The organism is Streptomyces sp. NPDC047981, from assembly GCF_040653315.1.
Lineage (GTDB): Bacteria > Actinomycetota > Actinomycetes > Streptomycetales > Streptomycetaceae > Streptomyces.
The window spans coordinates 21,468-41,423 of sequence record NZ_JBEZNQ010000054.1 but is presented as its reverse complement, the minus strand read 5'-3'; the positions used below and the strand labels follow the sequence as shown (position 1 = coordinate 41,423).

Annotated in this window: 15 protein-coding genes and 1 pseudogene; 4 read left to right on the top strand and 12 right to left on the bottom strand. The window is 72.9% G+C overall.

All coding sequences use genetic code 11. The annotated features are described in order from the left end of the window. Window positions 1-6 precede the first annotated feature (6 nt). The 6 genes and pseudogenes from AB0E14_RS27490 to AB0E14_RS27465 form a co-directional block, all read right to left on the bottom strand. Window positions 7-1,350, bottom strand: coding sequence for a CpaF family protein (locus AB0E14_RS27490; RefSeq protein WP_362423605.1), 1,344 nt, complete (start codon window positions 1,348-1,350; stop codon window positions 7-9). 5 nt (window positions 1,351-1,355) lie between these two features. After that, window positions 1,356-1,706 (bottom strand): TadE/TadG family type IV pilus assembly protein, encoded by a 351-nt coding sequence (locus AB0E14_RS27485; protein ID WP_362423602.1) that lies wholly within the window; start codon window positions 1,704-1,706, stop codon window positions 1,356-1,358. Window positions 1,707-1,873: 167 nt separating this feature from the next. Next, a complete protein-coding gene (locus tag AB0E14_RS27480; RefSeq protein ID WP_362423599.1) occupies window positions 1,874-2,206 on the bottom strand; it encodes a pilus assembly protein in 333 nt (110 codons plus the stop codon). Window positions 2,207-2,254: 48 nt separating this feature from the next. Continuing rightward, entirely contained in the window at window positions 2,255-3,550 is a 1,296-nt protein-coding gene (locus tag AB0E14_RS27475) for a P-loop NTPase (RefSeq protein WP_362423596.1), read from the bottom strand. Between the two features lie 7 nt (window positions 3,551-3,557). Further along, entirely contained in the window at window positions 3,558-4,274 is a 717-nt protein-coding gene (gene cpaB / locus AB0E14_RS27470; protein ID WP_362423593.1) for a Flp pilus assembly protein CpaB, read from the bottom strand. Window positions 4,275-4,704: 430 nt separating this feature from the next. Beyond that, window positions 4,705-5,514, bottom strand: a pseudogene (locus AB0E14_RS27465) (hypothetical protein); the annotation flags it as partial. Between the two features lie 420 nt (window positions 5,515-5,934). Here AB0E14_RS27465 and AB0E14_RS27460 point away from each other — a divergent pair. Further along, entirely contained in the window at window positions 5,935-7,629 is a 1,695-nt protein-coding gene (locus AB0E14_RS27460) for a glycoside hydrolase family 18 protein (RefSeq protein WP_362423590.1), read from the top strand. Window positions 7,630-7,703: 74 nt separating this feature from the next. Here the strand turns inward: AB0E14_RS27460 and AB0E14_RS27455 are convergent, their stop codons facing one another. Then, window positions 7,704-8,966 carry a serine/threonine-protein kinase gene (locus AB0E14_RS27455; protein WP_362423587.1) on the bottom strand — a complete coding sequence of 421 codons (1,263 nt, stop codon included), beginning with the start codon at window positions 8,964-8,966 and terminating at the stop codon, window positions 7,704-7,706. 264 nt (window positions 8,967-9,230) lie between these two features. On the opposite strand from AB0E14_RS27455, the gene AB0E14_RS27450 reads away from it, so the two are divergent. Then, on the top strand, window positions 9,231-10,568 hold the full coding sequence (locus AB0E14_RS27450; RefSeq protein ID WP_362423584.1) for a M14 family metallopeptidase: 1,338 nt from the start codon (window positions 9,231-9,233) through the stop codon (window positions 10,566-10,568). Window positions 10,569-10,642: 74 nt separating this feature from the next. Here the strand turns inward: AB0E14_RS27450 and AB0E14_RS27445 are convergent, their stop codons facing one another. The 4 genes from AB0E14_RS27445 to AB0E14_RS27430 all read right to left on the bottom strand — a co-directional run bounded on the left by AB0E14_RS27445 (window position 10,643) and on the right by AB0E14_RS27430 (window position 14,663). Further along, window positions 10,643-12,109: a gluconate:H+ symporter gene (locus AB0E14_RS27445; protein WP_362423580.1), complete on the bottom strand. Its 1,467-nt coding sequence runs from the start codon at window positions 12,107-12,109 to the stop codon at window positions 10,643-10,645. Between the two features lie 162 nt (window positions 12,110-12,271). Next, complete coding sequence (locus AB0E14_RS27440; protein ID WP_362423577.1) at window positions 12,272-12,682, bottom strand: RidA family protein; 411 nt, start codon at window positions 12,680-12,682, stop codon at window positions 12,272-12,274. Continuing rightward, the gene (locus AB0E14_RS27435; protein WP_362423573.1) at window positions 12,679-13,440 is read right to left on the bottom strand and encodes an IclR family transcriptional regulator; all 762 of its coding nucleotides are present in this window, start codon (window positions 13,438-13,440) and stop codon (window positions 12,679-12,681) included. The genes AB0E14_RS27440 and AB0E14_RS27435 overlap by 4 nt, the downstream gene beginning before the upstream one ends. Then, window positions 13,437-14,663 carry a sugar kinase gene (locus tag AB0E14_RS27430; RefSeq protein ID WP_362423571.1) on the bottom strand — a complete coding sequence of 409 codons (1,227 nt, stop codon included), beginning with the start codon at window positions 14,661-14,663 and terminating at the stop codon, window positions 13,437-13,439. The genes AB0E14_RS27435 and AB0E14_RS27430 overlap by 4 nt, the downstream gene beginning before the upstream one ends. A 167-nt stretch (window positions 14,664-14,830) precedes the next feature. Between AB0E14_RS27430 and AB0E14_RS27425 the strand changes: the two genes are divergently transcribed. Next, the gene (locus AB0E14_RS27425) at window positions 14,831-16,129 is read left to right on the top strand and encodes an amino acid deaminase (protein ID WP_362423569.1); all 1,299 of its coding nucleotides are present in this window, start codon (window positions 14,831-14,833) and stop codon (window positions 16,127-16,129) included. A 14-nt stretch (window positions 16,130-16,143) separates the two neighbouring features. After that, window positions 16,144-17,769, top strand: a complete 1,626-nt coding sequence (locus tag AB0E14_RS27420) for a D-aminoacylase (protein ID WP_362423567.1) — start codon at window positions 16,144-16,146, stop codon at window positions 17,767-17,769. A 524-nt stretch (window positions 17,770-18,293) separates the two neighbouring features. Here the strand turns inward: AB0E14_RS27420 and mptB are convergent. Further along, complete coding sequence (gene mptB / locus AB0E14_RS27415; protein ID WP_362423658.1) at window positions 18,294-19,922, bottom strand: polyprenol phosphomannose-dependent alpha 1,6 mannosyltransferase MptB; 1,629 nt, start codon at window positions 19,920-19,922, stop codon at window positions 18,294-18,296. Window positions 19,923-19,956 lie beyond the last annotated feature (34 nt).

Below are 19,956 nucleotides of genomic sequence, written 5' to 3'. Positions count from 1 at the left end.
TCTCTCCTACTGCGCTTCTCGGGTGGTCAGCTGGTCGTCGGACGTGGCGACGCCGAAGGCCTGCGGGACGGGCTGGCCGGCCAGGTAGAGCCGGTCGGCGACGCGGCGCGGCAGCGGGTGGTAGGCGTACGCGCCGTACACCCGGCCGTCGGCGGCGAGCGGCTGGGCGCGGAAGGAGCAGACGGTCGCGAGGGTGAAGCGTTCGCGGCCGCGGGAGGCGAGGACGGCGATCTCGGTGACGCGGCGGGTGCCGTCGGGGTGCCGGGTGAGCTGTACGAGGACGTCGACGGCGCTGTTGATCTGGTCCCTGAGCGCCTCGAAGGGGACTTTGACCTCGGACATCGAGGCGAGGGTCTGGAGTCGCATGAGGGCGTCCTCGGCCGAGTTGGCGTGGACGGTGGCGAGGGAGCCGTCGTGGCCGGTGGACATGGCCTGGAGCATGTCGAGGGTTTCGCCGCCGCGGACCTCGCCGACGATGATGCGGTCGGGGCGCATGCGCAGGGAGTTGCGTACGAGGTCGCGGATGGTGACCGCGCCGCGGCCCTCGATGTTCGGGGGGCGGCTCTCCAGGCGGATGACGTGGGCCTGACGGAGCTGGAGTTCGGCGGAGTCCTCGATGGTGATGACGCGTTCGCCGTCCGGGATCAGTTCGGAGAGGGCGTTGAGGAGGGTGGTCTTTCCGGTGCCGGTGGCTCCGGAGACGATCACGTTGAACTTGGCCTGGACGAGTCCCGCGAGCAGCAGCACCATCTGTTCGTCGAGCGAGCCGAGGCCGACCATCTCGCGGAGCGTGTACGCGCGCGGGAAGCGGCGGATCGTCAGGGTCGCCCCGGTCAGGGAGAGCGGCGGGATGATGACGTTGACGCGTTCACCGGAGGGGAGCCGGGCGTCGACCATCGGGTTGGACTCGTCGACGCGGCGGTTGACGGTGGAGACGATCCGCTCGATGGTCTGCATCAGCTGTTCGTGGGAGGCGAAGCGGAGCGGGAGGAGTTCGACCCGGCCGGCGCGTTCGATGTAGATCTGGTCGGGGCCGTTGACCATGATCTCGGTGATGGAGGCGTCTTCGAGGAGCGGTTCGAGGACGCCGAGGCCGAGGGCCTCGTCGACGACGCGGCGGATCAACTGGGCGCGTTCGGCGGTGGAGAGGACCGGGCCTTCGCGGCTGATGATGTGGCCGAGGACGCGTTCGAGGCGGACGCGCCGTTCGGTGGCGACGAGCGCGGACATCTCGGTGAGGTCGATCTCCTCCAGGAGCTTGGCGCGGAAGGTGGCGACGAGGTGGCCGTCCTCCCTGGCTCCGCCGACGCCGCTGTCGTCGGGGGTGCTGATCCGGGCTCGCAGACTCATGGCGGCTACTCGCCCTCCTCGGGCACGGGCATGGTGGCGCTCTTCGTGATGTTTCCGAAGTCCCAGAAGGGGACGACGGACGGGATGTCCACGGTGACGGTGGCGATGGCCTCGCCGCCGCCCTCGCTCACCCCGACGTCCGCGGTGAGCCAGTCGCTCATCGCCGACCGGCCGGCCGTCTCCGGGGCGACCGTCGCCTCGTCGTGACCCGCTGCCCGGGCCGCGGCGCGGGCGCCCGTACCGGCCTGCTGGGCGGCGTACGCGGCGATGCCGAGCTGGATGCCGGCGAGGGCGACGAGGAGGAGGACGGGGAGGAAGCCGAGGTACTCGACGGCGGCCTGCCCGCGATCGCGCACGCCGTCGCGCCCGCCGTCACGCACTACGTCGCGCCCACCGTCTCGCACTACGTCAGGCACGCGGTCGCGCACGCCGTCACGCACCACGTCACGCACACGGACGCGCACACCGCCACGCACGCGGTCGCGCACGTGGCCCCTTCGTGTGCCGGTGTCCTGTCGTCGGGTCATCCCCCGTTCTCCTTCTCCCATACGGCTCCGGCCTCGCCGGTCACCGAGAACGGGAACGAGACGGTGCCCGGGACGAGGACCGGGACCTTGAGCTTCACCGTCGCCCGGGCCAGGTCTCCCGAACCGGGGCAGCTGACCCGCGCCGACCACGCCTCGCCCACGTGCCGTCTCCCCGCCTCCCCGTAGTCGCCGCCCACCGCGCAGACGCGGGCGGCCTCGTCGGCCGCGTTGGCCGCGAGCGTGAAGGTGTAGCCGACCAGGACGCACTGCCAGAGCAGGACGAGCGTGATCAGGATGAGCGGGACCATGCCGAGGAACTCGACGGCCACCTGCCCCCTGTCGTCGCCCCTCCACGTGCGCCTCGACGCCGGCATGGCTCAGCGCCCGCCCTTGCCGCGGGTCAGCCGTGCCAGCTGCCTGCCGGTTCCGGCCTGCTTGCCGTTTCCGGCCTGCCTGCCCGGTCCGAGCGCGGGCCGCTGGTCGGCGGCGGCCGCTCCGGGCGGCGGGCCGACGAGGCCGAGTTCGCCGGCGAGCGACCACAGGGCCTGCTTCACGGTCGACCGGGCGTCGAGTTCGTGCAGGCGGCCCGCGTCGACGACGCCCTGCAGCTCCTTGAAGTGGGCGGGGACGACGACGCCCGCCATCCGCGTCCCGGTGATCTTCTGGATGAGGGCGGGCTGGATCTCCGTGCCACGCGTGTGCCGGTTGACCAGGACGGTCGTCTCCTCCGCCTTGCGGATCTGGAGCCGGTCCCACATCCGTACGGTCCGCTTGGCCGCGCGGACGGCGACGACGTCCGGGGTGGTGACGAGGACGGCCGTGTCGGCGGTCTCGACGGCCGCCGCGTTGGCGCCGTTGAGGTAGGTGCCGCAGTCGACGACCACGACGTCGTGGCGGGCGCGCAGGGCGCCGATGATCTGGCGGGCGGAGCGGTCGGCGACGTCCTCGCCGCGCTCGCCCTCGGCGGGGGCGAGCAGGAGCGCGAGGCCCGTCTCGTGGACGTACACGGCCTCCTGGAGGACGCGGGGCGAGATGTCGTCGACAGCGGCGAGGTCGGCGACCGAGCGGCGGAACTGGACGTCGAGGTAGGAGGCGATGTCGCCGCCCTGGAGGTCCATGTCGACGAGGGCGACGTCGCGGCCGGAGGCGCGGGCGGCGAGGGCGAGCTGGACGGCGGTGACGGTGGTGCCGACGCCGCCCTTGGCGCCGCTGACGGTCACGACGGTGCCTCCGGGTCCTGCGAACGCGTCCGTTCCGCCGCCGAGGTGGCGGCGGACGCCGACGGACCACTGGGCGGCCGCCTGGACGCGGCTGGCGAGCTCCTCGTAGCCGAGCGGGAGGGTGACCAGGCCGCGGGCGCCGGAGTCCATGGCGGCGGAGAAGAGGACGGGGCTCGCGTCGGCGGTGATGAGGACGACGCCGACGGCGGGGAAGCGGAGGGCGACCTCGCGGACGAGTTCGAGGGCCGGGACGGGTCCGATCCGCTCGTGGACGAGGACGACTTCGGGGAGTTCGTCGAGAGACTGGGCGGCCAGCCGGGCGAGGGTGTCGACGAGCTGGGTGGAGTCGGCGACGGGCGGGGCGGGTTCGGCGCCGGGGAGCTGGCTGAGCAGGCTGATGACGGCGCGGGCCGCGTCGGGGTCGGCGACGGCCGGCAGGATCCTGGTGGTCATACCGGCCTCACTTGTCCTTGTCGAGCGTGTAGGTGCGGTCGTCGGGGGTGAGGGTGGACTCTCCGCCGGGAGTCGTTCCCGGGGCGACGAGGGCGAGTCGTACGTGCTCGGCGAAGGACTCGGCGTAGGCGACGCGCTGGGTGTCGAGCGTGGAGAGGGCGAAGGTGATCGGTACGGCTTCGGTGGGGCCGTTGCTGCGGTCGTTGCGGTCGGAGATGGGGGTGAGCTTGCCGACGTCGATGACGCGGGCGTTGCTGACGATGACCTTGGACTGGGCGGCCTTGCCGCCCTTCTCTCCGGCGAACGTGGCGTAGATGTTGACGGTCGAACCGGCGGTGATCTTGCCCGCGACGCCCGTGGCCGCGTCGATCATGATGGCGATCTCCTGCTGGCCGGGCTGAAGCGCGGGCCGCTGGACGATCATGTCCGTCTGGAGGAGGGAGCCGGCCTTGAGCGTGGTGACGGCGACCTTCCCGCTGATCTGGTCGAGGCTCGTCACGGCGGTCCTGGACAGCCAGCGTTCCGGCATCGAGACCTCCTCGAACTGCCCCTTGCTGAGCGGGGTGTGGGGCGCGACATCGCCCTTGACGCGGTACGCGGTCACCTCGGGCCCGACCTTGGAGTTGACGTCGTCGATGACGGAGAGGACGCCGGCGAACGCGGCGAGGGCGCACAGGACGGACAGCAGGAGCAGGATGACGCCACGACGCTGGCGGGAGTTCATTGCCGGACAACCTCGATCGGGGGTACGTGTGGCTCGGCGGACGGGTACGTGGGCTCGGCGGACGGGTACGGGTGGCTCAGCGGACGGGGTACGTGGCGGGCGGGATGTCGCCGGGCGGTGGCGGTGACGGCGTCGACGGCCAGGGGGCTGCCCCGGGTGCCGTCGGCGGCGCGGGTGCCGTCGGTGCCGTAGGTACCGAGGAGGCCGCGGGTGCCGTTGCTGCGGCAGGTTCCGTCGGTGCCGAGGAGGCCAGCGCGCGGGGTTGGCGGGCGGCGAGGGACCGGTCGGCTTCCGGCGCCGCCGGCGCGACGGACCGCGTGGTCGCGGGCGCGGCCGTCACGGCCGTCGCGGCAGCCGGGGTCTTCGCGAACGCCCGGGTCTTCGCGAACGCCGGGGCCGCCGACGGCGCGGCGGGCGAGAGCGCGGTCCAGGGCGCGGAGCAGAAGCCGCAGCGGTCGCCGATGAGTTCCATCCGGCACCAGTGGCAGGTCTCGCGGCGTACGGAGGCGACCAGCCGGTGGAGTACGGCGATGTCGGGGAGGTACGCGGTGAACTCGACGAGCCGCCCGGTCCCCCACCAGCGGGGCGACTCGGCGGGAAGCGGCGCCTCGTGGACGGCCTGGACCTGCCAGGTGGGGGCGAGGGTGCCGGTGGGCCAGTCGGTCTGGAGCTGGCCGCGGGCGACGAGGAGCTGGGTGGCGAACTCGGGGCCCGCGGGCGGTGCGACGCCGGGGCCGATCCGGAGGAGCTGGGGGACGGGCGCGGCGACCACGGCGAACTGGGCGCCCGGGAGCCAGCCCTTGACGTGCGACTTCAGGGTGACCGGGACCCGGTCGAGCTTGGCGACGGAGCCGAGGACGGCGCCGGCGTAGATGTAGTGGGTGAGCAGCCGGGCCGCCGAGGCGATGACGCCGGGGCTGAAGTCGCAGGCGGAGAGCTGCCGCAGCTGCCGGGCCAGTACGGCGGTGCCCAGGGGCGGCAGATCGGTCTTGACCAGGGCGATCCGGTCGCTCTCCAGGAGGGAACGGACGGCGTGCAGCCGCTGCTCGGCGGCCTTGGGCAGGGAGGTCGGGCAGAGGACGATCACATGCCCGTAGCGGTCGAGGAGGAGCTGGAGGTCGGCTACGGCGGAGGCCAGGGGCTGGGTCTCCAGTGCGGGCAGGACGGCTGCAGTGGGCGTCTGCTGGTCGGTCGGTGGCAGCACCAGGTCGGCACTGGTGACCGCGATCGCTGTCGGCACGTCGGGCTCCCCGTCCCCAAGTCCCCATGTCCCATGGCGCAGCACATCGCCATGACTCACTGCGTTCACCGCGTTACTGCACAGCGCGATGCTGTGCACTTTATCCACGACCTGTGGGCTGGTGAACACACAATCCGGCAAGCGCAACGTGAAATCTGGGCCCGGATGGGCCTTGTGGTGGGTCCGGGGCTGGGCCTCGCGTTGGGCCTGGCTCTGGGTCTCGGCGTGGGCCCAGGAGTGGGTCCGCCGTGGGTCCTGAGACCCACTCGCCCAACTCCCCTTCCGCGCCAGAGGTCTTGACAACTCGATTGGTCTGGACCAGCTTGTTGCCCCAACGGTGGCCACCGTGACCTACCTCCCTCCCTTTCCCCTCCCCATCTCCCCTCTCCCCTCCCCCATCTCCCCCACCGGAGGCAGCAAGTGGACCGCACCACCACACGCTCGCGCAGATGGATCGGCGGCGCCCTCGCGCTCGCCGTAGGCTCCGGCCTCGGCCTCGTCGGCGGCACCGGCACGGCCCAGGCCGCCGACGTCAACGTCGCCAGGAACGCGGGCTTCGAGTCCGGCCTGTCCAACTGGAGCTGTACGGCGGGCAGCGGCGCCGCCGTGTCCTCGCCCGTACGGACCGGGGCGGGCGCCCTCAAGGCGACCCCGGCAGGCCAGGACAACGCCCGTTGCAGCCAGGTCGTCACCGTCAAGCCCAACTCGACGTACACGCTGAGCGCCTGGGTGCAGGGCGGGTACGCCTACCTCGGGGCGACCGGCACCGGCACCACCGACGTCTCCACCTGGACCCCCGACAGCCCGTCCTGGAAGCAGCTGACCACCTCCTTCACCACGGGCGCGAGCACCACCCAGGTGACCGTCTACACCCACGGCTGGTACGGCCAGGCCGCCTACCACGTGGACGACGTCTCCGTCTTCGGCCCCGACGGCGGCGGCCCGGTCGACCCCGACCCGGTCGTCCCGGCGACCCCGGCGGGCCTCGCCACCGGCTCGATCACGTCCTCCTCGGTCGGCCTGAGCTGGAACGCGGTCTCCGGCGCCACCGGCTACAAGGTGTACCGCGACGGCTCGCTCGCGCAGACCGTCTCCGGCACCTCGGCCACCGTGACGGGCCTCGCGGCCAACACCACGTACCAGTTCCAGGTCTCGGCGACCAACGCCGCCGGCGAGTCGGCCAAGTCGACGGCCGTATCGGGCCGTACGACCAACCCGGGCCCCGGCCCGTCCGTCCCGAAGCACGCCCTGACCGGCTACTGGCAGAACTTCAACAACGGCGCGACGGTCCAGAAGCTGCGGGACGTCCAGGCGCAGTACGACATCATCGCCGTCTCCTTCGCCGACTCGACGGCCACGCCCGGCCAGATCGTCTTCAACCTCGACCCGGCCGTCGGCTACGCCTCCGTCGCCGACTTCAAGGCGGACGTCGCCGCGAAGAAGGCCGCGGGCAAGTCGGTCATCATCTCGGTCGGCGGCGAGAAGGGGAACGTCACCATCAACAGTGACGCCTCGGCGACCGCCTTCGCGGACAGCGCGTACGCCCTGATGCAGGAGTACGGCTTCAGCGGGGTCGACATCGACCTGGAGCACGGCATCAACTCCACGTACCTGACGAAGGCGCTGCGCCAGCTCTCCGCGAAGGCCGGCTCCTCGATGGTCCTGACGATGGCCCCGCAGACCATCGACATGCAGAACACGGGCACCGAGTACTTCAAGACCGCGCTGGCTGTGAAGGACATCCTCACGGTCGTCAACATGCAGTACTACAACAGCGGTTCGATGCTCGGCTGCGACGGCAAGGTGTACAGCCAGGGTTCGGTGGACTTCCTCACCGCGCTCGCCTGCATCCAGCTCCAGGGCGGCCTCGACGCCTCCCAGGTCGGCCTCGGCGTGCCGGCCTCGACACGGGGCGCGGGCAGCGGCTACGTCGACCCGTCGATCGTGAAGAACGCGCTCGACTGCCTGGCCCGCGGCACCAACTGCGGCACCTTCAAGCCCTCGCAGACCTGGCCCAGCCTGCGCGGCGCGATGACCTGGTCGACCAACTGGGACGCGACGGCCGGCAACGCCTGGTCCAACGCGGTCGGCCCGCACGTCCACAACCTGCCGTAGTCACCGGCACTCCCCGCGACACCGATCGGACCGCGGCGCCGTCACCCTCCGGTGGCGGCGCCGCGCCCTGTCCGTCAGGCGGGCAGATAGCGGCTGAGGACCAGGTCCAGGTCACGCTCCCACGCAGCGGCGCGCTCGGCGCCGCGGCCGTCGACGTCGCAGCTGTAGGTGGAGCCGTCGTACAGCGTGACGGTGACGGCGAGGCGCCGGCCGCGCCGGGTCCGGGTGTACGTCACGGACCCGATCTCCTCCCAGCCGAACTCCGCCTCGACGTCGGCGATCACGAAGACCACGCCGTCGGCGTCCACGGCGATCCCCGACGACCCGTCGGCGGCCTCGAACGTCGGGGCGGGCCCGGGCGGAGCCGCGGGCGGCGGCGGTACGACGACGGTGGGCCGCGCGTGTACGGGTACGGCGTCCTGGACACCGCCGACCGAAGCGGCCGCGGGCACGGCGTCCTGCACGGCGTCACCCGCGGCGGGTGCGGGCACCGACACGACGGTGGGCGTCGGCGTCTCCCGTACCGGCACCGACTCCCCCGCACCCGTGCCCACACCCGCACCCACACCCGCCAGCGCGTCGAGCAGTTCCGCGGGGGTCGGGCGCTCGGCCGGGTTCTTGGCGAGGCAGCGCCCGACGAGCCCGCGCAGCGCCTCCGGTACGGCGCCCAGGTCGGGTGCCTCGTGGACGGTGCGGTACATGAGCCCCATCGGGGTGCCGTCGCCGAACGCCCGCCCGCCCGCGGCCGCGACGAGGACGCCGCCGAGGGCGAACACGTCGGCGGCGCCGGTCACCTCCTCGCCGAGGGCCTGTTCGGGGGCGAGGTAGCCCGGGGTCCCGAAGGCCGCTCCGGTGGCGGTGAGCCGGGTCGACTCCAGGGCACGGGCGATCCCGAAGTCCAGGACGCGGGGGCCGTCGGCGGCCATGACGATGTTGCCGGGCTTGAGGTCGCGGTGGACGAGCCCGCAGCCGTGGATGGCCTCCAGGGCCTCGGCGAGCGCGGCGCCCAGCGCGCGCAGCCGCCGCTCGTCCATGGGGCCCTCGGCCGCCACGAGGCCGGCGAGGGTGGGGCCGGGAACGTAGGCGGTCGCGAGCCAGGGCGCCTCGGCGTCCGGGTCCGCGTCCACGACCTGCGCCGTGTGGAAGCCGCCGACCCGGCGGGCGGCGACGATCTCGGCCCGGAAGCGCTCACGGAACCCGGGGTCGGCGGCGAGTTCCGGCCGGGCCACCTTGACGGCGACGGCGCGGCCGCCGCGTGAGCGGGCGAGCCAGACGGTCCCCATGCCGCCCTCGCCGAGCTTGCGTTCGATCTCGTACGTGCCGATCAGCGTCCCCACGCGGCACAGTATCGCCGAAGGGCCGCTCTTTCGGCCTTTTCGCCTTCCGATGTGATCTCCTGTCAGCCCGGTCGCGGAGGCGACCGCGGCGGTCGTGGCCGAACCCCACTCTTGACCCGTCCATGTCATGGCCTCACCATGTGCCCGAACACCCGCACAGCACACCCGCACAGCACACCCGAACAGAGCATCCGCACCGCAACACCCGCACAGCGAACCCGCACAGCCTGTCGCACCCCCCACCCTCCCCACCCAGGAGACAGCATGCGACTTCGAACCCGCGGCAGAAGGTCCGCCGCTCTCGCGGCCCTTCTGGCGCTCGCCCTCGCGGCGCCGCTCTCGCTCGGCGCCCAGCAGGCCGGCGCCGAATCCGAGCCGACCCCCGCCGCCGAGGAAGTGATCCGCCAGTACGAGATCCACGGCCCGTCCACGGTCGTCGAACGCACCGCGCTCGCCGCCACCGGCGTCTCCATCGACGAGGCCGACGACCACAGCGTCGTCGTCAGCGCCAACGCCGCCCAGCTGCGCAAGCTCCGTGCCCTCGGCCACCGCCCGGAGGCGCTTCCCGCGCCGCCGGACCGCTCGGTCAAGGGCCTGGCGGTCGAGCCCTTCGACTTCCCCTCGGCCGACTCGAAGTACCACAACTTCGCCGAGATGAACGCGGAGATCGACCAGCGCATCGCCCAGTACCCAACCCTCATGAACAAGCGGGTCATCGGCAAGACCTACCAGGGCCGGGACATCGTCGCCATCAAGGTCAGCGACAACGTGGGCACGGACGAGGCCGAGCCCGAGGTCCTCTTCACCCACCACCAGCACGCGCGCGAGCACCTGACCGTCGAGATGGCGCTCTATCTGCTGCGCGAGCTCGGCGCGGGCTACGGCACCGACAGCAGGGTCACGAACATCCTGAACAACCGCGAGATCTGGATCGTGCCGGACCTCAACCCGGACGGCGGCGAGTACGACATCGCCTCCGGCTCGTACCGCAGCTGGCGCAAGAACCGGCAGCCCAACGCCGGCTCGTCCTACGTCGGTACGGACATGAACCGGAACTGGGACTACAAGTGGGGCTGCTGCGGCGGCTCCTCGGGCACCAAGAGCTCGGAGACCTACCGGGGCACGGCTCCCGAGTCGGCCCCCGAGGTGAAGGTCGTCGCCGACTTCGTCCGCTCGCGTGTGGTGGGCGGCAAGCAGCAGATCAAGGCCGGCATCGACTTCCACACGTACAGCGAGCTGGTGCTCTGGCCCTACGGCTGGACCACCGCGAACACGGCGCCGGGCATGACCCAGGACGACCGGGACGCGTTCGCGGCGGTCGGCGGGAAGATGGCGGCGAGCAACGGCTACACGCCCGAGCAGTCCAGCGACCTCTACATCACGGACGGGTCGATCGACGACTGGCTGTGGGGCGCGCAGAAGATCTTCGGGTACACCTTCGAGATGTACCCGGCCTCGTCCTGGAACGGCGGCTTCTACCCGCCCGACGAGGTGATCGAGCGCGAGACGAGCCGTAACCGGGACGCCGTCCTCCAACTGCTGGAGAACGCGGACTGCATGTACCGCTCGATCGGCAAGCAGGCGCAGTACTGCACGAGCTGACGCCCGGTACCCCGTACGCGTACGAGGAGGGCGTCCCCGCCACGGCGGGGACGCCCTCCTCCACGTTTTCCGGGCTACACCACCAGGCTGAGCGCGGCGGCGACGGCGAATCCGGCCAGGGACAGGACGGACTCCAGGACGGTCCAGGACTTCAGGGTGTCCCGCTCCGTGATGCCGAAGTACTTCGACACGATCCAGAAGCCGCCGTCGTTGACGTGCGAGGCGAAGATCGAGCCGGCCGAGATGGCCATGATGACGAGGGCGAGGAAGGCCTGCGAGTGGTCGCCGCCCTCGACCAGCGGCAGGACGATGCCGGCTGTGGTGACGATCGCGACCGTCGCCGAGCCCTGGGCGACGCGCAGCACGAGCGAGATCAGGTAGGCGAGGACGATGACGGGCAGGCCGACGTCGTTGAAGGTGTCGGAGAGCGCCTGGGCGACACCGCTGGCCTTCAGTACGGCGCCGAAGACTCCACCGGCGCCGACCACGAGCAGGATGTTGCCGACCGGCTTCAGCGAGGACGTGGACACCTGTTCCAGGGACTTGCGGGTCCAGCCGCGCCGGATGCCGAGCAGGTAGTACGCGAGGACCAGGGCGATCGTCAGGGCGACGAACGGGTTGCCGAAGAACTCGATCACGGAGCGGGCGGTCGACTCGTCCAGGGCGATGGAGGAGAACGTGGCGGCGAGGATGAGGACCAGCGGCGTACCGATGATGAGGAGCACGGTGGTGAGGGAGACCGGGGCCTCGGAGGCGCCGTCCTTGCGCTCGGCGGCGACCTGGGCCTTGGCGTCCTCGGCGGCCTCCAGCATGTCCTGCGGGACCTCGACGAAGAGGCGCTTGCCGATCCAGGCGGCGTAGGCCCAGGCGGCGAGGACGGCGGGGACGCCGACGACGACGCCCATGAGGATGACCCAGCCGAGCGAGACGTGGAGCAGGCCCGCGGCGGCGACGGGGCCGGGGTGCGGCGGCAGGAAGGCGTGGGTCATCGACAGGCCGGCGAGCAGCGGCATGCAGTAGAGCAGAATCGATTTTCCGGACCGCTTGGCGGCGGCGTAGACGATCGGCGCGAGGACGAAGATGCCGACGTCGAAGAAGACGGGGATGCCGAAGATCAGGCCGGTCAGGCCCATCGCGAGCGGGGCGCGCTTCTCTCCGAACAGGCCGAGGAGGCGGGAGGACAGCACCTCGGCTCCGCCGGAGACCTCGAGTATCGCGCCGAGCATGGTGCCGAGGCCGATGATGATCGCGACATGGCCGAGGATGCCGCCCATGCCGTTCTCGATGACCGAGGTGGCGGCGGACTTCTGGACCGTGCCGAAGAGTTCGGTGACGGAGAGTCCGGCGGCGAGGCCGACGCTGATGGAGACGGCGAGCAGTGCGACGAAGGGCTGCAGCCTGACCTTGATGATCAGGAAGAGGAGGAGGGCGATGCCGAGGGCGGCGACGGTCAGCAGTCCGGCGGTGCCGGGGGTGAGGAGGAGCAGTCCTCCGGTGTGGGGTGGCGCCTCGGCGGCGGGGGATGCGGCGGCGAGCAGCATGGCGGTGGCCTCGTTTTTGGGTAGGGGGGAGCGCGGCACGGCGTCCTGGGGACGGACGCCGTGCCGTGAAGCGGCGATCTCAGCGGAATCAGCTCAGGTGGTGGGGGGTGTGGTGGCGCGGGCCCGGGCGGCTCCGGCCCGGGCCGTGCATCCGGTGTGGGCTCAGGAGAGGACGGCGAGGGCGTCGATCTCGATGAGGAGCCCCTTGGGCAGGCCGACGTAGACGGTCGTACGGGCCGAGGCGGGGGCCTTGAGGCCCTGCTCCTCGAAGTACGCGTTGTAGATCTCGTTCATCTCGGCGAAGTGGTCGACGTCCGTGAGGTAGACACGCATCATCATCACGTCGTCCCAGCTCGCGCCGCCCTCCTCCAGGATCGCCTTGACGTTGGCGAAGGTCTGCAGGGTCTGCTCGCGCAGCGTCGGCCCGGCCGGCGTCGGGGGCTGGCCCTCCACCGCGGGCAGGAAGCCGACCTGCCCGGCGACCTGCAGGATGTTGCCCTTCTTGACGCCGTGCGAGAACTTCGCGGGCGGGGCGGTGTGGGTGGCGGGGGTGAGCGCGATCTTCTCGGTCATGTCCGGTCCTTGGTAGGGGTGTTGCCTGAATAGTCCCGGCTGATGGCGTCGGCGGTGCGGCGCACCAGCGGGAGCAGGGTGAGGAGTTCCTCGGCGGTCACGACCACATTGGGCGCCGAGACCGACATGGCGGCGACGACCCGGCCGTCGGCGCCTCGGATGGGCGCGGCGACACAGTTGATGGACTCCTCGTGGCCGCCGAGGTCGGTGGCCCAGCCCTGTTCGCGTACGGTCGCCAGCTCCTTGAGGAAGGCGGCGGCGTTGGGGGTCGAACGGGGCGTGTACATGGGGTAGTCGAGCTTGCCGGCGATGGCGCGCCGCTCGGGCTCGGGGAGGTCGGCGAGGAGCAGCTTGGCGACGGCGGCGACGGTGATCGCGACGGGCTTGCCGATGCGGGAGTACATCCGCACCGGGTAGCGGCTCTCGACCTTGTCGATGTAGAGGACCTCGCTCTCCTCGTAGACCGCGAGGTGGACGGTGTGTCCGATCTGCTCGTTGAGCGCGGTGAGGTGGGTGTGCGCGATCTCGCGGATGTCGAGGTTCTCGACGGCTTCCTGGGCGAGGGCGAAGAGGCGGGCGCCGAGGCGGTAGCGCTGGTCCTGCTGGCGGTAGACGAGACCGTGTTCGTGGAGGGTGCGGAGCAGGCGCAGGGCGGTGGACTTGTGCACCCCGAGCCGGTCGGCGACCTGGCCGAGGTCGGCGGGTCCCTGGGCGAGCAGCGGCAGGATGCTCAGTGCGCGGTCGACGGTCTGGCTCATGGTGTGCGTACCTCCTGGTCCTCCCCCGTCCACCCGGGGCCGAGGTGCAGTGTCTCCCAGGCGGCGTCGTCGAGGGCGACGAGCCGGTCGGCGTGGTCGCGGGCGGGAGGGGCGGCGAGGTCGCCCGGCACGGTGAGGGCGGCGGCGGCCGTCAGGTGCCCGTGCCGGATCCGCTCCCGCACGGACAGCCCGCGCAGGGTCCCGGACAGAAACCCGGCGGCGAACGCGTCCCCGGCCCCGACGGCGGCGACGACGTCGACCCGGGGGGCGGGGACGGCGGTCACGGTGTCGGGGGCGGGTGCGGGGGCGGGGGCGGGGGCGGGGGCGTGCGGGGGGCCGCTGCGCGGGGCGTTCCGCCACCCAGCCCCGCTGGGGGTCCCCCCATGCCCCTGGGCGTAGGGGGAGGTAGAGGCGCGGGGGTCCGGGGGCAGGGCCCCCGGTTCGGGAAGGGGCGGGGTGGGGGAGGAAGCCGCGCGGCGCTCGAAGACGACGGCCCCGGCCGCCCCCCGCTTCACCACGACCACACCCGGCTCCGGCAGCGCGTCCCGGATCGCGTCGAGGCCTTCGAGCCCCCATGCCTCCTCGGCCTCGTCCTCGCCGACGAACACCAGGTCGGCCCCGCGCGCGAGCTCCAGCAGCACCCGCCCACCGGCGGCGGCGTCCCGCCACAGCCCGGCCCGGAAGTTCACGTCGAAGGAGACGACCGGCCGGCCCACCCGCGGACCGGTCAGCGCGCGCATCAGCGCCAGGCTGTCGTCCGACAACGCGGCGGTGATCCCCGACAGATGCAGGATCCGTCCGTCCGCGACGGAGGAGTACGGGACGGTCGCCGGTGACATCGCGGAGGCGGCGGACCCGGCACGGTAGTACGCGACCTCGTGGGCGGCGGTCGCCCGGTCCGTGGCCGTACGGAAGTAGATCCCGGTCGGGCGCGAGGCGTCCCGCCCGACCGCCGTCACGTCGACCCCGTACGCCCCGATCGCCTCGACGAGGTGGTCGCCGAAGCCGTCCGCGCCGACCCGGCTGACCCACTTGGCGCGGTGGCCGGCCGAGGCGAGCGCGCAGGCGACGTTGGACTCGGCGCCGCCGATGGCGCGGGCGAAGGCCGGCACGTCGGCGAGGCGTCCCGGCCGGGAGGGCAGGAAGGTGACCATGGACTCGCCGAGGCAGACGACGTCCACGGATGGCGCGTCCACGGTCGGTCGGTCTCCGTCCACGGTCACCTGTGGGCTCCTTGTCGATCATGGGGGTCCATTGACCCGGCGTTGGCCCGGATGTTAGACACCATTGAGCGATATACGCAATGACCGTTGCGCATGATGCAACGCCGCGATGCCTGACGATGGAACACCACGCTGCAACCCCCGCAGCACCTCGACGAGGAGGCCCCATGCCCGCCGACCGGCCCACCCCTCAGCAGGCCACCCCCCAGCTGGCCACCGAACGCGTCGACCACCGCTTCAAGGCCCTGCCGCCCGACGCCGAGGGGCTGACCGTCGGTGAGCTGGCCGCCCAGCGCCGCAACCTCTTCACCGGCGGCTTCACCACCCCCGTCCTCGCCCTCTCCGCCGAGTCGCTGGAGCACAACCTGCGCCTCCTGGAGGCCTACGCCGAGCACCACGGCCTGGCCTTCGCTCCGCACGGCAAGACCTCCATGGCCCCGCAGCTCTTCGACCGTCAGCTGGAGCACGGCGCCTGGGGCATCACCGCGGCCGTCCCGCACCAGGCCCGGGTCTACCGCGCCCACGGCATCGCCCGGATCTTCCTCGCCAACGAACTCGTCGACGCCCCCGCCCTGCGCTGGCTGGCCGCCGAACTCGACGCCGACCCCGACTTCCGCTTCATCTGCTACGTCGACTCGGTCCGCGGGGTCGAGCTGATGGACGCGGCCCTCACCGAGGCCCGCGCGGCCCGCCCGGTGGACGTCGTCGTCGAGCTGGGCGCCGGCGAGGGGGCCCGTACCGGAGCCCGTACCGAGGCCGACTGCGCCGCCGTCGCCGACGCGGTCGCCGCGACGCGCACCCTGCGCCTGGTCGGCGTGGCGGGTTACGAGGGCGAGGTCCCGAAGGCGGACGTCGAGCGCGTCCACGCCTGGCTGCGCCGACTGACCTCGCTGGCCGCCGAGTTCGACAAGGCGGGCCGGTTCTCCGCGGAGGTCGGGGAGATCGTGGTCAGCGCGGGCGGCAGCGCCTGGTTCGACGCGGTCGCCGACGTCTTCGCGGAGATCCCCGAACTCTCGCTCCCCGTACTGAAGTTGCTCCGTTCGGGCGCGTACGTCTCGCACGACGACGGCCACTACCGCAAGCTCACCCCCTTCAACCGGGTCCCCGAGGAGGGCGCCCTGGAGCCCGCGTTCCGGCTCTGGACGCAGGTCGTCTCCCGCCCGAGCGCCGAGCAGGCCTTCACCAACGGCGGCAAGCGGGACGCCGCCCACGACCTCGACCTCCCCGAGGCGCAGGTCGTCCGCGACGCCCGCACCGGCGCCGTCCGCCCCGCGGCCGGTATCACCGTCACCGGTCTCTCCGACCAGCACGGCTGGCTCCGTACGGAACCGGGCGCCGAGATCGAGGTCGGCGACTGGCTCGGCATGGGCCTCTCCCACCCCTGCACGTCCTTCGACAAGTGGCAGCTGATCCCGCTGGTCGAGGCGGACGGCACGGTCGTCGACTACATCCGTACGTTCTTCTAGAGGAGCCGGCCACCATGGACCTCGTCATCCGCGACGTGGACGTCATCGACGGCTCCGGCGGGGAGTCGTACCGCGCCGATGTCGCCGTCGACGGCGGCCGTATCGCCGCCATCGTCAAGGAGGGCGCGGCGGCGGGCTGTCAGCGCCCCACCGCCCGGCGCGTCCTGGACGCCGGGGGCCTCGCCCTGTCCCCCGGCTTCATCGACATGCACGCGCACTCCGACCTCGCGCTGCTGCGCGACCCCGAGCACACCGCGAAGGCCGCGCAGGGCGTGACGCTCGAAGTGCTCGGCCAGGACGGCCTGTCGTACGCCCCGGTCGACGACCGCACGCTCGCGGAGGTCCGCCGGGCGATCACCGGCTGGAACGGCGACGGTTCCGACATCGACTTCGACTGGCGCACGGTCGGCGAGTACCTGGACCGCCTGGACCGCTCGCACGGCGGCCGGGGCATCGCGGTCAACGCGGCGTACCTGATCCCGCAGGGAACGGTCCGGATGTACGCGGTCGGCTGGGACGACCGCCCGGCGACCGACGCCGAGCTGGACCGGATGCGGCGGCTCGTGGCGGAGGGCCTGGAGCAGGGGGCGGTCGGCATGTCGTCCGGCCTGACCTACACGCCGGGGATGTACGCGAAGGACGCCGAACTCAGCGAGCTCTGCAAGGTCGTGGCGGAGTACGGCGGCTACTACTGCCCGCACCACCGCTCGTACGGAGCCGGTGCGCTCCGGGCGTACGAGGAGATGGTCGCCCTCACCCGGGACGCGGGCTGCGCGCTGCACCTGGCGCACGCGACGATGAACTTCGGCGTGAACAAGGGCAGGGCCCCCGAGCTCCTGTCCCTGCTCGACGAGGCCCTGGCGGGCGGCTCCGACATCACCCTGGACACGTACCCCTACACCCCCGGGTGCACGACCCTGGTGGCGATGCTGCCGAGCTGGGCGGCGGAGGGCGGTCCGGAGGCGCTGCTGGTCCGGCTGAAGGACGACGGGACGGCGGAGCGGATCCGCCACCACCTGGAGGAGGTCGGCTCGGACGGCTGCCACGGGGTGCCGATCGAGTGGGACACGATCGAGATCTCGGGGGTCGGCGACCCGGGCCTGGCGTCGTACGTGGGCAGGACGATCGCACGGTCCGCCGAGCTGCGCGGCGAGGCCCCCTGGGCGACGGCCCGCCGTCTGCTGATCGACGACCGGCTCGGCTCGACGATCCTCCAGCACGTCGGTCACGAGGAGAACGTCCGCACGATCATGCGCCACCGCGTGCACACGGGCGGTTCGGACGGCATCCTCCAGGGCTTCAAGCCCCACCCGAGGGCGTACGGAACGTTCCCGCAGTACCTGGGGAAGTACGCGCGCGAGGAGGGCGTCCTCACCCTGGAGGAGTGCGTGGCCCACCTGACCTCCCGCCCGGCGGCCCGCCTGCGCCTGCCCGACCGCGGCCTGGTCCGCGAGGGCTACGTCGCGGACCTGGTCCTCTTCGACCCGGCGACGGTCGCGGCGGGCTCGACGTACGACTCCCCGCGCGCGCTCCCGGTGGGGATCCCGCACGTCCTGATCGACGGCCGGTTCGTGATGGAGGACGGCCTGCGCACGGACGCCCTGGCGGGCCGGGCGATACGCCGGACGCCGACGGGCTGACGCCACGGGGCGACAGGCGGTGGGGCGGGGGGGTAGCGCGGCTGGGCGGGTGGGCGGGTGAGGCGGCAGGGCGGTGGGTCCGTGGCGCGGCTGGGCGGGTGGGGCGGCAGGGCCGTGGGGCGGTGGGGCCGTGGGCAACGGCGCGAGGCTTCCCCCACCCCGCCCCTCCCCGAAACCCTGACGGGACCGGGGGCTCCGCCCCCGTCCCCCCGATCCCGCGGCGCTTCGCGCGCGGGGGTGGGGGGAAGTCCGGGGCGCGCGTGGGGGCGGGGGAAGCCTCGCGGACGAGCCGTCCCGCCCGTCCCGCCCCCACGTGGGCAGTCACCCAGTAGGCCTGGGCCCCGGGGTTCTCGGGCCCTGTGGGGCACGTGGGCCGCCGGGCACGCGGGGCGGCGCGCCCACGGACACCTGCCCCCAGGGGTTCTCGGGCCCAGTGAGGCCCCCGAGCCCCCGCGCACGCGGGGCGACGCGCCTACGCACACCTGCCCCTAGGGGCCCCCGCGCCCCCACGGAGCGCGCCGCGCCTACGGGCGCGTCCGCTCCAGGGCACCGCCCGCCGCGGGCACCGCGCCGTCCACCTGGGGGCGCTCCCACGGAGCGCGCCGCACCCACAGGAGCCCCGCCGCCAGGACGACCCCGCCGACAACGAAGCCGTACCAGGGCGTCGCCCCCGACGGAGCCGTCTCGTAGACGAGTGCGGCCGACAGTACGGCGAGCACCTGCCCGGCCCTGGCGTCCCATGCCACGGCCGCCACCGCGCAGACGCCCCACAGCAGATACCAGGGCTGCACCATCGGCGAGAGGGCGACGAGCGCCACCAGCGAGAGCCCGAGGCCGAGGACCGGGTCGATCCGGCCCTTCCACGCCCGCCGGGCGAGCTCCAGGATGATCGCCACGGCCAGCACGAGCCCGAGCTTCTGCACCAGGCCCTTCGCGGGCTCCGGACCGTCCCCGAGCAGCAGCCCGAGCCCGAGGCCCACGTCGCTCGTCAGCGACAGCGCGGTGTGGATGGCCCCGGCGACGCTCTGGGTGCGCAGCCAGCCGAAGCCCGTCCCCGCCAGGAGCGTGGCGCCGACCGCGATCGCTCCGGCGACGAGCCCGGGCAGTGTCAGGCCCTTGACGACGCCCCGTACGCCGCCGTGCCGCCGCGCCACCATCACCCCGATGAAGAGCAGCGCCACCGCCGCCGGCGACTTGATCATCATCGCGAGCCCGACGAGCACGCTCCCGAGCACCCACCGCCCCCGGGTGGCCAGCAGCACGCCGCTCAGCATGAGGCCGATCATCAGCCCGTCGTTGTGCATCCCGCCCACGACGTGGATCAGCAGCAGCGGGTTGAGCGCGGCCAGCCAGAGCGCGCCCCCGGCCCTGCCGGAAAGCCCAGGCCTGCCGGACTCCCCAGCCCCGCCGGAGTCCCCGGCCCCGCCCGAATCCTCGGCCCCGCCCGAGCCCCCAGCCCCGCCGGGGTCGCCGACCCTGCCCGAATCCTCGGCCCCGCCCGAGCCCCCAGCCCCACCCGAATCCCCGGCCCCTCCGAGGCCGCCGGAAGACCCGGCCGCTCCCGCGAGCCCCCGTACCGCCCACACGATCAGCGCGAGCGCGCCGAGCGCGAGCAGCCGCATGCCGAGCACGGCAGGGACGATCTCGCCGCCGGTCGTCTTCACCACGGCCTGCGCGAGGACCAGGAAGACCGGCCCGTACGGCGCGGGGGTGTCCGTCCAGTGCCCGCCGACGCTCGCCGCCGCGTCCGCCCCGAGGGCCCCGGGGCCCAGGACCGACGGACCGGCCCCGTACACGTCGTACCCCTCCAGGACCATGGCGCCCTGGGCGATGTAGCTGTAGACGTCCGCGCTGTGGAGCGGCGGCGCGAGCACCAGGGGCGCGCTCCACAGGACCAAGGTCGCGAGGACCCGGTCGCGGGCCTCCCGCTCTCCGCGCGCGAGCAGCGTCCCGTACCGCAGCCAGGCCGCGACCAGCACCGTGAGGCCCAGGTACGCCAGGACCGCGCCGGTCACCGTCGTCGCCGTGCCCCGGACGGCCCACAGCCCCCACGGCTCCGGCTGCTTCGGCAGGGTCCCGGCCGCGTAGCCGCCCACGGCGACGGCGAGCGCGCCGAGGGCGCCCAGCAGGCGGCACCCGGCGGCGCTCCACAGTCGCGTCCACGGACCGCTCCCCGCGCGGTGCCAC